Source organism: Neobacillus nitrireducens, assembly GCF_030915405.1.
Classification (GTDB): domain Bacteria; phylum Bacillota; class Bacilli; order Bacillales; family Cytobacillaceae; genus Neobacillus.
Map to the genome: position 1 here is coordinate 615,118 of NZ_CP133262.1, position 16,116 is coordinate 631,233.

General features: G+C 38.1%; 13 protein-coding genes. 3 read left to right on the forward strand and 10 right to left on the reverse strand.

Features of this window, described 5'->3' with window-relative positions:
- Positions 1 to 48 precede the first annotated feature (48 nt).
- Positions 49 to 1,137 (forward strand): tyrosine recombinase XerS, encoded by a 1,089-nt coding sequence (xerS, locus tag RCG22_RS02935; protein WP_308105648.1) that lies wholly within the window; start codon positions 49 to 51, stop codon positions 1,135 to 1,137.
- 196 nt (positions 1,138 to 1,333) lie between these two features.
- Here the strand turns inward: xerS and RCG22_RS02940 are convergent, their stop codons facing one another.
- The 8 genes from RCG22_RS02940 to RCG22_RS02975 form a co-directional block, all read right to left on the reverse strand.
- Positions 1,334 to 3,232: an ABC transporter ATP-binding protein gene (locus RCG22_RS02940; RefSeq protein ID WP_308105649.1), complete on the reverse strand. Its 1,899-nt coding sequence runs from the start codon at positions 3,230 to 3,232 to the stop codon at positions 1,334 to 1,336.
- On the reverse strand, positions 3,229 to 4,956 hold the full coding sequence (locus RCG22_RS02945) for an ABC transporter ATP-binding protein (protein ID WP_308105650.1): 1,728 nt from the start codon (positions 4,954 to 4,956) through the stop codon (positions 3,229 to 3,231). The genes RCG22_RS02940 and RCG22_RS02945 overlap by 4 nt, the downstream gene beginning before the upstream one ends.
- 196 nt (positions 4,957 to 5,152) lie before the next feature.
- Positions 5,153 to 5,908 carry a hypothetical protein gene (locus RCG22_RS02950; protein WP_308105651.1) on the reverse strand — a complete coding sequence of 252 codons (756 nt, stop codon included), beginning with the start codon at positions 5,906 to 5,908 and terminating at the stop codon, positions 5,153 to 5,155.
- Between the two features lie 97 nt (positions 5,909 to 6,005).
- Positions 6,006 to 8,444, reverse strand: coding sequence for a DNA topoisomerase IV subunit A (gene parC, locus RCG22_RS02955; protein ID WP_308105652.1), 2,439 nt, complete (start codon positions 8,442 to 8,444; stop codon positions 6,006 to 6,008).
- Positions 8,441 to 10,420 (reverse strand): DNA topoisomerase IV subunit B, encoded by a 1,980-nt coding sequence (gene parE, locus RCG22_RS02960; protein ID WP_098260595.1) that lies wholly within the window; start codon positions 10,418 to 10,420, stop codon positions 8,441 to 8,443. The genes parC and parE overlap by 4 nt, the downstream gene beginning before the upstream one ends.
- Positions 10,421 to 10,708: 288 nt before the next feature.
- A complete protein-coding gene (locus RCG22_RS02965) occupies positions 10,709 to 11,125 on the reverse strand; it encodes a CoA-binding protein (protein ID WP_308107074.1) in 417 nt (138 codons plus the stop codon).
- A gap of 105 nt (positions 11,126 to 11,230) precedes the next feature.
- A complete protein-coding gene (locus RCG22_RS02970; protein WP_308105653.1) occupies positions 11,231 to 12,175 on the reverse strand; it encodes a sensor histidine kinase in 945 nt (314 codons plus the stop codon).
- A 13-nt stretch (positions 12,176 to 12,188) separates the two neighbouring features.
- Positions 12,189 to 13,487 (reverse strand): GGDEF domain-containing response regulator, encoded by a 1,299-nt coding sequence (locus RCG22_RS02975; RefSeq protein WP_308105654.1) that lies wholly within the window; start codon positions 13,485 to 13,487, stop codon positions 12,189 to 12,191.
- A 290-nt stretch (positions 13,488 to 13,777) separates the two neighbouring features.
- On the opposite strand from RCG22_RS02975, the gene plsY reads away from it, so the two are divergent.
- Together plsY and RCG22_RS02985 are read left to right on the forward strand one after the other, a co-directional pair.
- Positions 13,778 to 14,377 carry a glycerol-3-phosphate 1-O-acyltransferase PlsY gene (gene plsY, locus RCG22_RS02980; protein WP_308105655.1) on the forward strand — a complete coding sequence of 200 codons (600 nt, stop codon included), beginning with the start codon at positions 13,778 to 13,780 and terminating at the stop codon, positions 14,375 to 14,377.
- A gap of 108 nt (positions 14,378 to 14,485) precedes the next feature.
- Positions 14,486 to 15,277, forward strand: coding sequence for a CPBP family intramembrane glutamic endopeptidase (locus tag RCG22_RS02985; protein ID WP_308105656.1), 792 nt, complete (start codon positions 14,486 to 14,488; stop codon positions 15,275 to 15,277).
- Positions 15,278 to 15,326: 49 nt separating this feature from the next.
- On the opposite strand, the gene RCG22_RS02990 is transcribed toward RCG22_RS02985, so the two are convergent.
- A complete protein-coding gene (locus RCG22_RS02990; RefSeq protein ID WP_308105657.1) occupies positions 15,327 to 15,644 on the reverse strand; it encodes a hypothetical protein in 318 nt (105 codons plus the stop codon).
- Between the two features lie 34 nt (positions 15,645 to 15,678).
- Complete coding sequence (locus RCG22_RS02995; protein WP_308105658.1) at positions 15,679 to 16,107, reverse strand: acyl-CoA thioesterase; 429 nt, start codon at positions 16,105 to 16,107, stop codon at positions 15,679 to 15,681.
- Positions 16,108 to 16,116: the final 9 nt, after the last annotated feature.

A 16,116-nucleotide genomic window follows, 5' to 3' on the forward strand; every position in this document is an offset into this window, starting at 1 on the left:
TTGACGCAATTAACTCATTTTAGTAAAATATAGAAGTGGGGTGATTTTATGGTAAATCAAAATAAGCAGCAACAATTTCAAAAACTACAAACGATCCTTAACGAACTTCCTTGGTATGTTGACGAATACATCAATCATAAATTACGTAAGCTTTCGACGGCATCCTTATTCAATTATTGTCATGACTATAAGATCTTTTTTAACTGGATGATTAACGAACAATTGGTGTCAGGCACCATTAAAGATATTCCATTGGAACGACTGGAGCAAATGACCGTTTTAGAGATTGAAAGTTTCTTAAACTATCTCCATTATCAATTAAGTAATAAAGAGCTAACCGTTAATCGGAAATTATCGGCACTAAAATCACTATTTAATTATTTGCAAAATATTGCTGAAACACCAGACTTAAAGCCGTATTTGAATCGTAATGTTATGGCGAAAATCGAGTTTAATGAAGTAAAAGACAGTATGGAAACGAAGGCAACGAAGATGGAGGGTAAAATTCTCCTTGGTGATGAATACGAGAAGTTTCGTCTTTTTGTTGCCAATGATTACGGTGATTTAATTAAAGACAATAAAAAGTTAGTAAACTTTTATCAATTGAATAAGGAACGTGATACAGCCATTGTGTCCTTAATCCTTGGATCGGGTCTTCGCCTTTCAGAATTAGTTGGTATTGAATTAGATGATATCGATTTTAAAAAATTCTGTGTCAGAGTTATTCGCAAAGGAAATAAAGAACAATTCGTTTATTTCAGTCAAGTGGCTATGGCTGACCTCCAAGAATATTTAGCAGTTAGAATGGTTAAATACGATCTTGATAAAAATGAAAAGGCATTATTTGTTAGTGGACCAACGGGGCCGAAAGTAAAATCACGAAGTTTAAAAGCTAGAGCTGTTGAAAATCTGATTGAAAAATATGCAACCGCATTTGGTAAACCCTCATTATCCGTACATAAGCTGCGTCATTCATTTGCGACAAGATACCATGCTGAAATCAATGATGTTCCGAAATTAAGACGGCAATTAGGCCATTCATCTATCCAAACAACGATGATCTACACGCACATTAAGAATGATGATTTAAAAATTGCAGTGGATAAGATGGATATGCCAAAAGAACAAATAGAATAACAATTAGGACTGTCATCATTATGGCGGTTCTTTTTTCAATTTTATCAGTTAACATAACATTATTATGTTAACAAAAATGCCAAATATCTCAATTCCTAAGTATACTTAAGATAATGAGACGAAGCGAAATTTTTATTCATTTTCTTCAATGTAAAAAAAGCGTTCAGACAGCTAATAGCTCTCTAAACGCTTCATTTTATCCTACATCTTTCATTAAATTACTTCCACTAAACTGACTATTATACAAATCTGCATAAAATCCGCCTTTTTCAAGTAATTCAAGATGATTTCCTTTTTCAATCACACTTCCATTATTCATCACAAGGATTAAATCAGCTTCACGAATCGTTGATAATCTGTGGGCGATTACAAAGCTGGTCCTCCCTTTCATCAAATGATTCATCGCCTTTTGAATTTGTACCTCTGTACGGGTGTCGACACTGCTTGTTGCTTCGTCAAGAATCAGAATCGCTGGATTAGCGAGTATCGCCCTGGCAATCGTTAACAGTTGTTTTTGGCCTTGAGAAATATTGGATGCTTCCTCGTTCAAAATCGTTTCATACCCATCCGGAAGAGTTCGGATAAAATGGTCTGCGTTGGCTGCACGAGCCGCTGCAACCACTTCTTCTTTTGTTGCCCCTTCCCTTCCATAGGCGATATTATCATAAATCGTACTATTAAATAGCCATGTATCCTGCAGAACCATCCCAAATAAGCTCCTCAGGTGTTCCCTTTTAAGATCTCTAGTATCAATTCCATCAATTAAGATTCGACCAGAATTAAGTTCGTAGAATCGCATTAACAAATTAATAAGTGTGGTCTTCCCTGCCCCTGTTGGTCCGACTATTGCAACTGTCTGGCCAGATTTCACATCAATTTGCATATCTTTAATTAAGATTTCATTTTCCTCGTAGCCGAAAGTAACCTGTTCAAAAGTTACTTCACCCTTTGGAGCAGTAATTACTTTCGCATGAACCGCTTCTGGGACTTCTTCCGTTTCATCCAAGATTTCGAACACACGTTCCGCACTGGCGATGGTTGATTGAATAACGTTGGCGATCGATGCTGTTTGAGCAATTGGCTGGGAAAATTGCCGCGAATATTGAATAAAGGCCTGAATATCTCCTATTTCAATCGCTTTTTTCGTAACCAGGATTCCGCCCACGACGGAGACTAGGACATAGCCAATATTATTAATAAATGACATGAGTGGCATAATCATCCCGGATACAAATTGGGCCTTCCATGCGGATTGGTAGAGAGTATCATTAATTTCTTCAAATGTTTCAATCGATTTCTGCTCATGTCCAAATACTTTGACTACCTTATGCCCTGTGTACATTTCTTCCACGTGACCATTAAGCTGGCCAAGTGATTTTTGCTGCCCTTTAAAATAGAGCTGTGACTTTTTGGCGATCTTTGCAATCGCCACACCACTTAGTGGCAGGGTTACAATAACAATCAATGTCATCAATGGACTGATGGATAGCATCATGATGATTACTCCGATAATAGTAACTACAGAGGTAATCAACTGGGTTAAGCTTTGTTGTAATGTCGTGCTAATATTATCGACATCATTGACCGCTCGGCTGAGAATCTCCCCATGGGTACGTGAATCAAAGTATTTTAACGGCAGCCGATTAAGCTTTTCCTCTACTTCTTTTCGGAGATTATACACCGTTTTTTGCGCCACACCTGCCATGATGTATTGTTGTAAATAGGCGAAAATTGCACTCAATATATAGAGGCCAATGAGTAAAATAATAATTTGACCGATATAATCAAAATCTATTTTGGCCCCAGGGCCACCCTTCAGCTTCATCATCAAGCCTTCAAATAATTTGGTTGTTGCTTTCCCCATAATTTTCGGGCTGACGATCGCGAAGATGGTACTAATTATCGCAGTAACTAATACAGAAAGTAGCTGTAATTTAAAAGGTTTTAAATAGCTGATTAATCGATTTAAGGTTCCTTTAAAGTTCTTTGCTTTTTGGACTGGCATACCCATTCCCATCGGGCCAAATCCTCCGCCTGGACCTGGGCCGGGTTTGCGTGGTCCGGACTCTTGTTCGAATTTTTGATTCTTACTCATGCGATTTCCTCCTCTGACAGCTGTGACATGACAATTTCACGGTAAACCGCACTCGATTCCATCAATTCCTTGTGTTTGCCAATTCCGGTAATTTCGCCGTTATCTAGGACAATAATCTGATCGGCATCCATAATTGTGGTTACTCGTTGTGCTACGATTAATACAGTGGAATTACCCGTTTCTGCTTTTAAGGCTGAGCGAAGTTTGGCATCCGTTTTAAAGTCTAATGCGGAAAAGCTGTCATCGAATATATAGATTTCTGGCTTTCGAACGAGGGCTCTCGCAATCGATAATCGTTGTTTCTGACCGCCCGAAACATTTGTTCCCCCCTGTGCGATTACCGCATCAAACCCTTCTGGCATATTGGCAATAAATTCTTTCGCCTGAGCAACTTCTGCCGCATGTTCCACTTCTTCTGTCGTTGCCGTTTCTTTACCATAACGAATATTTTCAGCAATAGTCCCGGTAAAAAGCACGGATTGCTGGGGGACAAACCCAATTTTTTTCCTAAGCTGTTCTTGGGCTATTTCCCTAACATCAATCCCATCGACAAGGACTTTTCCGCTGTCGACATCATAAAAGCGCGGAATCAAGTTAATCAATGTTGACTTTCCTGAGCCTGTTCCACCGATAATCGCTGTCACTTCACCCGGCCTCATTGAAAAGGAAATATTAGAAATAGCAGGCATTTCCGCTCCAGGATAGCTGAAAGTTACATCCTGGAATTCTACATGCCCTATTACGGCATCTCCTGATAACGGCGTGGATGAATCCTTAATATCTGCTACAGTTTCAAGAACTTCGTTGATTCGGACAGCAGATACGGATGCCCTTGGGATCATCACAAACATCATCGACAGCATAATAAACGAGAACATAATTTGCATTGCATACTGAATAAACGCCATCATATCACCGACCTGCATATGACCATGGCTAATCCGCAGTCCACCAAACCAGACAATCGCTACTGTCGAGAGGTTTAACACAATCATCATAATCGGCATCATGGCCGCCATGATTTTATTAACCTTAATCGCTGTTTGTGTTAAATCCCAGTTAGCTTCATCAAAACGCTTCTTCTCATGGTCGACTCGATTAAAAGAACGAATGACACGAATCCCTGTTAAGTTTTCACGTAAAACACGATTGAGATTATCTAATTTAACTTGCATCGCTTTAAAAAGCGGGATCCCTTTTCTAGCAATAACCATGATTGCTAGCACGAGAATCGGCAAAGCGACCGCAAGAACTAAAGTGAGCTTGGCATCCTTGGAATAGGCCATAATGATCCCACCAATACACATCATCGGCGCCATCGCCATCATACGTAACATCATTACTAATACCTGCTGGATTTGGGTAATATCGTTAGTTGTTCTGGTAATTAATGAGGCAGTTCCGAGTTTATCAAACTCATGTAACGAAAAATTCCCAACGTGTGCGAAAATTTTGCTCCGCAATAACCTTCCAAAGCCTGAAGCTGCTTTTGCTGAGTAAAAACTTGCAGCAATCGAACAAATCATGCCTCCTGCTGCAACAAGCAGCATGAAACCGCCGATTTTCCATATGTAATTTGTATCGCCAGTTACTACACCTTTGTCAACGATATCAGCCATTAAAGTTGGCAAGTAAAGCTCTGACAAGGACTGTAAGAGCACGAGGCCTAAAACCAGATAAATGGCTAATTGAAATGGTTTTAGAAATTTGGTTAATTTAATCAAAATCCTTCAACTCCGTTTTTAATAGTAATTAAGAGTAATTTTATCCTAGTTTTATGAACTGAATATGAACAAAATAATTTATTAAATTTTTATCGAAGTCATGCGGCTTGCTAAGCAATCATAAGTATATTCCTGACAGATTATCTCGTCAATTATTATCAAAATAAAAAACACAGGAAGGCCTGTGTTAAAAAAGTTATCTATTTAATTCTTTATTTACAATGGTACTTTTTAGTTTCCAATGACCATTTTCAAACGTCCAAGTAGATTTAACCGATGCAATGACGTCTGCGTTTGCGATTCCAGTAACCCTTTGTTCCCCCTGTAACTCCACTTTATTGCCCTTTGCGATCGGTTGGAGTTGGTTAAATGGGTTTACGGTCAGTTCAGTAGGCTCATTTAGTTTTCCATTATAATAAAGTCCGAGCCTTTTATAATATATTTTTCGGTCCTTTAAATCAAACCGATAAGCTTTTCCCGTTGTGGCAAGTTTGATTTCAGCTTTATATCCTTTTAAAAAATGGCTTTCCATTTCAAGCGGCTCCGGTAATGGGATATTGGTTTGATCAAAATCTTTTAGAGAATAGGCGTAGTTTTGGACAATTCCCTCACTTTCACCTGTCAACACACTTGCAAATATATCCTGTAAGCCATCACCGTTTAAGTCCACTAACTGAAAGGAAGCTCTAGCACCACTTTCCAAAGGGAAGGAATATTTCTTACCGTTCGAGGCGTTAATTTCAAAATAAATCTTCTCCAAAAATGTATCTTCTTTCTGATAAGGAACCCCCTTTAAAAGGATCTCCTCCTCTTTACCATCACCTGTAATGTCTGCTTCCTCATTTGAAATAGTGACTATTTTTGTCGTTTCTTCGATGGCATAAACCCCGGTAATCGCAGTAAGTGACATGAGAAAAAACGAAGCAATAACTAGAAGCATCTCTTTTTTCATTCATGATCCCTCCCAAATCTGTTAATAGTTAGTATGTCCAGTTTTGGAAAAATGATGAAAAAGGACCCTCTAGATTTCTAGAGAATCCTACAAAAATTTATAGACCTGGTTTTTCTGATGATGGAACTTTCCAAGCAGTGGTTACTTTTCCTTTGTCATCCTCATCAAGAATAAATGACCCGTTCGAATAACGGTCACTGAAGTGAATATCAACTGTATTCAATGTTTCAATATGACCTTTTTCCGTCTGGAGATAAATAACATCCTGTTCTTTTACGATGACAAATCCAGTGATTCGGTGTGGATTGGACTTAAGCTCTCTTAAAATGACAACTCCGCGCTTGGCTCGTGTTGCTTTTTCAAACTCTTTTAGTTTCATCCGCTTCACAGCTCCGCGCTGTGTCGAAATAACAATGGTTTCGTTACTGTCTGAATGAATAATTCTACCGCCAATGACAAAATCGTCATCTTTTAAATTAATTCCTTTAACACCGGCAGCACGCGCACCGACAATACTAATTTCTTCTTCATGAAACCATAAAGAGTAACCTAAGTGGGTGATTAAGAATAATTCCTTCGTTCCGTCTGTTAGATGAACATCCGTAACTTGATCATCATCCTTCAAGTTAATGCCAACAAGCGGTTTGGAATAACGTTGTGCTTTATAGTGTTTCAGCTCTGTTTTCTTGACCATCCCGTTTTTAGTGACAAAGACTAGAAATAAATTTGCCTCAAAGTCCTTCACAGGAACGGCTTGGATAATCTCTTCATCACGCTCAATTGGAATAATATTCGCGACATGCTGTCCAAGGTCTTTCCAGCGGATATCCGGCAGCTCGTGGACTGGGCAGAATAAGTAATTTCCTTTATTCGTGAACAGGAGCAAAACATCTTTTGTATTCATTTCAAGCTGTGCGAACAAACGATCTGAATCCTTCATGGCAAGGTCCTGACCACTAGAGGCCGCAAAAGAACGCGGGCTTGTTCGCTTCACATAACCCTCTTTTGTAACCGTAACAATTACGTCTTCACTTGGGACGGTGACTTCAAGATTGATTTTTAATTCTTCGATTTCCGCTTCGATCTTAGAACGACGCTCATCTGCAAACCGTTTTTTGACATCTTTTAATTCTTTTTTAATCACAGAGAATAACGTTTTATCGCTTGCTAAAATACTAGTTAGCTCATCAATCCTTTTTGCTAATTCTTCAGCTTCCTGTCTCAGTGCAGTGATATCGGTGTTCGTTAAGCGATATAGCTGTAAAGAAACGATTGCTTCTGATTGAAGCTCGGTAAACGCAAACTTGGCCATTAAATTGTCCTTCGCATCGCGTTTATCCTTGGAAGCACGGATGGTGGCGATTACTTCATCGAGGATCGATAAAGCCTTCATTAATCCTTCGACGATATGCTGCCGCTCTTTGGCCTTATTTAGATCAAATTGCGATCTTCTTGTTACAACTTCCTTTTGATGCTCGATATATGCATCCAACATATCTCTTAGTCCCATTAATTTAGGACGTTTTTTATAAATGGCAACCATATTAAAATTGTAAGTTATTTGAAGGTCACTATTTTTGTATAAATAGTTTAAGACACCTTCTGCATCGGCATCTTTCTTTAAATCAATGACAATTCTAAGACCTGTCCGGTCCGTTTCATCACGGATTTCAGAGATGCCTTCCACTTTTCGATCGAGACGGAATTCATCCATTTTTTTGACGAGATTGGCCTTATTAATCTCATAAGGAATTTCGGTGATAACAATTTGCTGCTTACCGCCACGTACCTCTTCGATTTCCGCTTTACTGCGGACGATAATTTTTCCTTTACCAGTTTCATAGGCTTTTTTAATCCCAGCTACCCCTTGAATGATACCGCCTGTAGGGAAATCAGGACCTTTGATGATTGTCATTAAATCATCGACTGAACAATCAGGTTGGTCCATTCTCTTGATGACCCCATCAATAATTTCACCAAGATGATGCGGCGGGATATCTGTTGCATAGCCCGCTGAAATTCCTGTTGATCCATTGACAAGGAGATTAGGGAACATGGCTGGTAATACTGTTGGCTCTTTCGAAGTATCATCAAAGTTTGGAATGAATTCCACGGTATTTTTTTCGATATCCCGCATTAATTCTGCAGCAATCGCTGAAAGCCTTGCTTCCGTATAACGCATGGCTGCTGGCGGATCGCCATCGACGCTGCCGTTGTTTCCATGCATTTGGACCAAAACATTTCTTACTTTCCAATCCTGACTCATCCGTACCATTGCCTCATACACAGATGAATCACCGTGTGGGTGGTAGTTACCAATCACGTTTCCGACCGTTTTAGCTGATTTCCGAAAACCCTTATCATGCGTATTTCCTTCAAAATGCATCGCATAAAGAATTCTCCGCTGTACTGGTTTTAAGCCGTCACGTGCATCGGGAAGGGCTCGTTCTTGAATAATATACTTACTATATCGACCAAAACGATCACCAATTACATCTTCTAGAGGCAAGTCACGGAATTTTTCATTTGTACTCATCCTTCAGAATCCTCCTCAGAGACCGTAATATTTTCATTTTCTAATATGGTGTCATCCTCTTCTAAACCAAAGGCCACATTGCTTTCAATCCATTTTCGACGCGGTTCCACTTTATCACCCATCAGCGTGGTCACCCTGCGTTCCGCTCTTGCGGCATCATCTATTTTCACACGAATCAACGTCCGTGTTTCCGGGTCCATCGTTGTATCCCATAGTTGGTCGGCGTTCATTTCTCCAAGTCCTTTATAGCGTTGAAGAATATAGCCTCTGCCAACTTTTTTAATTGCATCCTGGAGGTCATCATCACTCCAAGCATATTCAATGATTTCTTTTTTGCCTGTCCCTTTACTCACCTTATATAACGGTGGAAGGGCAATAAACACTTTACCCGCTTCGAGCAAGGGCTTCATATAACGATAAAAGAAAGTAAGCAGTAACACTTGAATATGTGCGCCATCTGTATCGGCATCGGTCATTATGACAATTTTATCGTAATTGATATCTTCTACACTAAAATCGGTTCCTACTCCACCGCCAATGGCATGAATAATCGTATTGATTTCTTCATTCTTAAAAATGTCAGCGAGCTTGGCTTTTTCGGTATTAATTACTTTACCCCTCAGTGGAAGAACAGCTTGGAAGCGTCGGTCACGCCCTTGTTTTGCCGAACCACCTGCGGAATCACCCTCGACCAGGTAAAGTTCATTTTTTTGCGGATTACGAGATTGGGCTGGTGTTAGTTTACCAGATAAAACCGCATCTGAACGCTTGCGTTTTTTTCCGCTCCTTGCGTCTTCACGCGCTTTTCTTGCAGCCTCTCTTGCTTGATAGGCTTTTATTGATTTCTTGATCAGAAGGGAGCTAATATCAGGGTTCTCTTCTAGAAAATAGGAGAGATGTTCAGAAACAACCGCATCGACAGCGGACCTAGCTTCACTTGTTCCTAATTTACCCTTCGTTTGTCCTTCGAACTGGAGCAGTTCTTCCGGGATTCGAACGGAGATGATTGCTGACAAACCTTCGCGGATATCTGCACCATCAAGGTTTTTATCTTTGTCTTTTAAGAAAGAAACCTTTCGTGCATAATCGTTAAATACTCTTGTCATGGCTGTTTTAGCCCCGGCTTCATGCGTACCGCCGTCTCTTGTGCGGACATTATTAACGAACGAGAGGACATTTTCTGAATAGCCATCATTAAATTGAAACGCAAAATCAACTTCAATCCCATGATTAGCGCCTTCGAGGCTAATAACTGGGTGCAGAACATCCTTTTCTTCGTTTAAATAGGAAACAAACGCTTCAATTCCATTTTCATAATGAAAAACTTCGTGGAAATCATTCCGTCCATCGATAATTTCTATTTTTAATCCTTTAAGTAAGAATGCGGACTCTCTTAACCTCTCACATAAAGTCTCAAAGTTATAAGTGGTCGTCGAAAAAATAGTCGGATCCGGCTTAAAATGAATTGTTGTTCCTGTTTGATTGGTTTTGCCGATTTTTTCAAGCGTTGTTACCGGCTTGCCGCCATTTTCAAAGCGCTGTTCATATACGAAACCGTCTCTTTTAATTGTGACGGTTAACCATTCAGATAACGCATTAACTACTGATGCACCAACACCGTGCAAACCGCCGCTTGTTTTATAACCGCCTTGACCAAACTTACCGCCGGCATGAAGAACAGTTAAGATAACCTCTGGTGTCGGTTTCCCCATTTTGTGCATTCCCGTAGGCATTCCGCGTCCTCGGTCATTTACACTTATTGAATTATCTTTGTGTATTTTTACAATGATTTGATCACCAAATCCACCAAGCGCTTCATCGACAGAATTGTCAACAATCTCGTAAACAAGATGATGGAGTCCTCGTGCATCGGTGCTGCCAATGTACATTCCCGGGCGTTTTCTAACGGCCTCAAGACCTTCTAGTACCTGTATGGCATCATCATTATAATCAAAAACTTGCTGATTCCTTGCCACTAAAATACCCCTTTCATTCCCTACAAAAAGAAGTATCCTTCTAATTGCTTCATGAACTAATTGATTAGACGTTCATTTAATTATCTTTTTAATTATAAAATAGAACCAATGTTTGCCGCTTCTTATTTTATCATATAACTTGCGGCGTCTATGCTTAATTGTAGCGATTTATTTTATTTTGGCAAATAGGTATTTTTAAACAACATAATTTTGTAATAATATTAGCAGGCGTAATTGGGGAAATAAAAGAAAAAAACTGCTAATCTTTAGCAGTTTTTTGGTAAAAAATTATACCCTTGTTAACGCATGTTCAACTTTAATACAGCGATTCATAATGACAGTATATCCCTTATTTTTTAAAAACTCATAGGCTTCTTCATTTTCAAGACCAAGCTGGGCCCAATATACATCTGCATCGATTAAATCAAATTCTTTTGCAACACCGAACAGTTGTTCCGACCTGCGAAAAACGTTAACAATGTCCACATGACCTTCAATATCCTTCAGTGAAGCAACGGCTTTTACACCCAGCACCTGATCAATTGTTGGATTCACTGGAATAATGTCATAACCAGCTTTTTGCATAGCAGCGGAAACTTGATAGGATGTTCGTTCAGGATTATCACTCAACCCAACAACAGCGATTCTTTTTGCCTTGTTTAAAATTGTTCCAATTTCATTGCGACTTGGATTTTCAATCGTCAAAAGTCTCACTCCCTTTCCCTCTTTATTTTACCTATATTTTCAAAAAAAAACATAATAAAAGGTTTTCAAATAGAAAAAGCCCCTGGTAAAAGGAGCAAGTTAGTATTAACTTGATACGGAAATAAGTTCTGGTTTAACCGCGGGGGCTGCCTTCGGGATGATGAGGCAAAATCGGGCTCCATCCCCGGTATTTTCTACCTGGACACTTCCTTCCATATTTTCCAATATCCTCTTTGCGAGATAAAGTCCTAAACCAGTCCCGTGTTGTCTCGTCGTAAAATAAGGATCGAAGATTTTCTCAAGTATTTCTCGTTCGATTCCGCCAGCATTATCGATAAATTCTGCTGTGATCTCTCTGTCCGTTTCACCTATGGTGATGAATATTTTTCGATTTTTTGTATCGTTTTGAACAAAAGCATCCCTTGTATTTGTTAATAGATTAAGGACAACTTGGCTATATTCATTGGGAAAACCAATAGCCGTATACTGTCCTCGATATTCAAACTCCACTTGAATGGCATGTTTTTTTAAACTGGTTGAAAAGATGGATAGGGCATCTTCAATCGAATCCCCTACATAAAATGGGGTTTTTTCCTTGTTCGGTTTATAAAATCTGCGAAAATCATTAATTGTTTGCGACATTTCCTTAATTTGGAACATGCTTTCTTTTGTAAACCGGTCCATATATTGATCGTCAATTTCCCCGAACACTAGTGCTTCTCTTACGTCCTGGATCAATAATGATAAGCTATTTAACGGCTGACGCCATTGATGACCCATACTAGCAATCAATTCTCCCATCGCAGCAAGTCTTGATTGCTGGATAAGGGCATAATCCTTCGCACGATTTTTGGCAACTTCTTCTTGAATTCTAATTTCTAAATCGTGTTTCAAAATTTTCGCAGCTTCATATTTTTTTGCCAAATCCCGGTAGCTGTTTTCACTTTCTTTCAACTTTTTCATTAACTCACGGCTATTACGAATAGATTGGAAAATAACAAAAATGAATAATCCAATTACCAAGAATATAAAAATATACCACAAAAGCACTCTGACCACCCTCTTAACTTTCCTGACTGTAATTGGTTATACAGTTTCGACCTTTATTTTTAGATTGAGTGAGTGCCTTATCTGCCTCTACTATCAATTCATTTTTCGCTTTGCCTCGAGTAAACTCAGTAATCCCAAAACTACAAGTAATCGGATCTATATCTTTAAACGGAAAGTCTTCGATGATGGCACGGATAGATTCTGCTAATTCTATTGCTCCCTTTCCGTCGGTTCCGGGAGTGAGTATAATAAATTCTTCTCCACCCCAGCGGACAAAAATATCTGATTCTCTAATCCGTTGTTGAACGATAGTAGAAATCGTATGGAGGACTTTATCCTCAGCTTGTTGTCCAAACCGTTCATTCACATGTTTAAAGAAGTCAATATCGATCAATATAAGTGAAAAAGGCTGCCCCAATCGCTCGGAACGTCTTATTTCCATTGCCAAGATATCATCCATTTCTAATCGATTGATACTGTTGGTTAAAGAATCCATCAGGACCAATTGACGATTCCTTCTACTCTCATCCTCTAATGATGTGATATCTTTACAGACAATTAGATACTGGTTGGTACCTGGAATAATCTTGGTCTTTAGTAAAAAGATCGTATCTCTGCTATTAGTATCTTTCCAGTGCACCTTTAAAGCGCTCTTTCCAGTTTCCAGAATTTCCTGATACCATTTACTCTTGTCCTTAGGGTAAAAATAATTCATGTCCTCAACAAAATAACTAGAAAGTAATTTACTCTTATGTAACTGAGTTTGTATCTTACTAATTCCAGTAAAGTTGGCAAAGGCTTGATTAAATTCAATTATTTCATCGTTTTCAATGATAAAAATGAGGTTATCCTGAAAATCCAAAATGGCCCTCGATAACTTCTTTTGTTTGGCAAGCTCTTTCTCTAATTGCATTTGATAGACTGATTTTTGAATCGCCTGCAAAAGGAAATCTAAATCAATTGGTTTGAAGATAAAATGATTAACTTTATTAGCAATCGATTCAATAAATATATCTTGATCATCATAAGAGGTTGTTGCTATGATTTGAACTTGCTCGTTTAAAGCACGGATCTTATTAATGAATTCTAATCCGCTGATTTGATTCATTTTGATATCACAAATAATCAAATCAGGTTGGTAACGCTGGTAAAGCTGAAGAGCTTCCACATCGTCAATTGCCGCGTGAACATCAACAAAACGACGCTTTAAAACACGCAAGAGCTTTTCTCGCGAAAACTTTTCCTCTTCAACATATAATATCTTTATGTCTTTATAATGATTATTTAAGTAATACTGGAGATTTGTAGCCATTGGTTTTCACCCCAATTGTCATTCAAGATTATTTGATACATGAAAACCGACCTTTTCACTCGTTTCGTCGGTCGGTTTTCATGTGTTATATATGATTATATCTAAATTATATTAACTCCATTCACTACTTTCAATCGATAAACAAAGGGTTTGAAAATTCTCCTTATTTTCGTAATAATATTGACTCTAATTGTCCTTTCTTTGGACAGAAACGGAAAAGCGTGGTGTTTTTTCTATATTACATGGTAAAATAGAAGAACTGGATCTTTATGTAGAAGGAGAATTTATTCATGGTTCAAATTATTTTAGTCCTAATTCTTGCTTATTTACTTGGCTCGATTCCATCTGGTTTAATTATCGGAAAGGTTTTTTATAAAACAGATATTCGTCAACATGGAAGTGGAAATTTAGGAGGTACGAATACGTTTCGTACACTTGGTGTCAAAGCAGGTATGGTGGTAACTCTTGCAGATATATTGAAAGGGACGTTAGCAGCATCCTTGCCGCTCCTGTTTAATGTAGAGATAAATCCGCTTTTAGCAGGTGTTTTTGCGGTTGTTGGTCACACCTATCCAATCTTTGCAGGTTTCCGTGGCGGAAAAGCAGTTGCCACTTCAGGGGGTGTTTTATTACTTTGTGCTCCACTTCTGTTTTTTACAGTATTAATAGTATTTTTTATTAGTCTTTACATAACCAAATATGTCTCTTTATCATCTATGATTGCTGGAATAACTGCTTTTCTGTTTGCTTTAATATCAGGTTTTATTCAGGAGTGGGACATCCCATTGTTAATAGTGGTATTCCTGCTTGCTTCGTTCGTCATTTACCGGCACCGTGCAAATGTGAAACGAATAATGAATAAAACAGAGCCTAAAATAAAATGGCTTTAATAAGAACTGCGAAGCGCCCTGTTGTTCAGAAGCGTTTTGAAAATGGGAACCGATATTCGGTTCCCATTTTCTTACTCAATTATACGAAATTTGATTGGAGATCAGAGAATGAACAGTAACAACCAAAAAGGGATCTTGCTAAGTGTTTTATTTATTTTCATGTCCTATTTTTTTACAAGAGGTTTGTATTCTCCTTTTTTTGTTCTACTAATAGCTTTATTATTATTAGTCGCCTTTTTTAAAGAAGGGATGCGCTCATTTGCCTGGGTAGTTATTTCTTTTTTTCTTGGTAATCTTTTGCTTGTTTATATGGATACCTTTATGGAAAGCTTTCATTTCCCTCACTATTCACTAGTTATGTATAGTCAAATGTTATTACTCATTCCAATTCTTTTGATTAGCTATGTTAGTAAGAAATTTAAACAAGAAATCATCCCTTATTTTCAAAAACCTATTCTTACAGGGAAAATACAACTCCCTATTAACATGGCATTTTCCCTGAGTAAAGTTTTTCTAATCCTTTGCCTACTTTCAATCCTATCCATTATTGGGTCACTATTTGTAAAAATTGAAGATGGGCGCCTGTCTGCTGTCCTATTCATTTTATTGTTCTCATGCATCAATGCATTGCTTGAAGAGGTTTTGTGGCGGGGAATATTTCTTCCGAAGCTGATAACGATCACGAATCACCCATTAGGTATGGTCGTAACAAGTATTGCCTTTGGTTTACACACGACTATGTTTGGATTTTCACTGATTCTATCTATTTCTTATATGTTACTAGGGATATTTCTTGGATTTCTTACCATTAAATTTAAAAGTATCTTCCCATCGGTAGTCGTTCATTTCTCAGTAACTACACTTTTATTAATTTTCGGCTGGATGGTAATTCCTATTTAATGTTAATTAATAGCTTTAGAAGTAAACAGAAGGCTCACTTGAAAGATAGTTAATCTTCAAGTGAGCCTTTTTTATCTATCCAAATGTGTTCAACTAAGCCTTCTTTTAGCAAAATTTCCTTTTGCCTTTCCCCAATTAAATCAAAATGGGAATAGCCATCGACCCTATGATGAATCCATTCTTTTTTTAGACCATGTTTCTTTCCCCAAGCAGCTAATTTTTCAAGATCATTGCAGCCAACCTTCGTAACTGTCTTACATCCAGGAAATCGGTCATCAAGCCAATAATGGGTTAAAAAGGCTATTTCGCCATGATCAATATTTCTTTTCCACTTGATGACTTCCTGCCTTTTTATTCCAAAAGCCAATTATATCACCTCAATTTACATGTTAGCCCGTTTGTTATTTCTTCTTAATTTCTTCATATTTTAAATACCATTCAGGAAAGGCTTTTTTGAATGAAGTGGGTCTAAAATTTTCTTTCTTGACGATAATATGGGTTGATTTCCCCTCGGCACAGATTTCATCGTTCCCATTTGTAATCGTATAACCATAAACAGATTTGATGCCATCATTTAATTCTACCCACGTTTTTACAAAACCCTTATCACCATACCGAAGAGGTTTTTTATAGGTAATTTGAATATCATAGACAGGTGAATAGAAACCTGCCTCCTCCATAGACAGATAATTGTATCCAAGGTCTTCAATTAATCCTGTTCTTCCGAGTTCAAAAAACTTTAAATAATTTGCATGATAGATTACACCCATCATATCTGTATCAGCATAATAGAGCTGAATTTCTCTAGTCGAAGTAAATAAATTTTCCACCCGGTCACA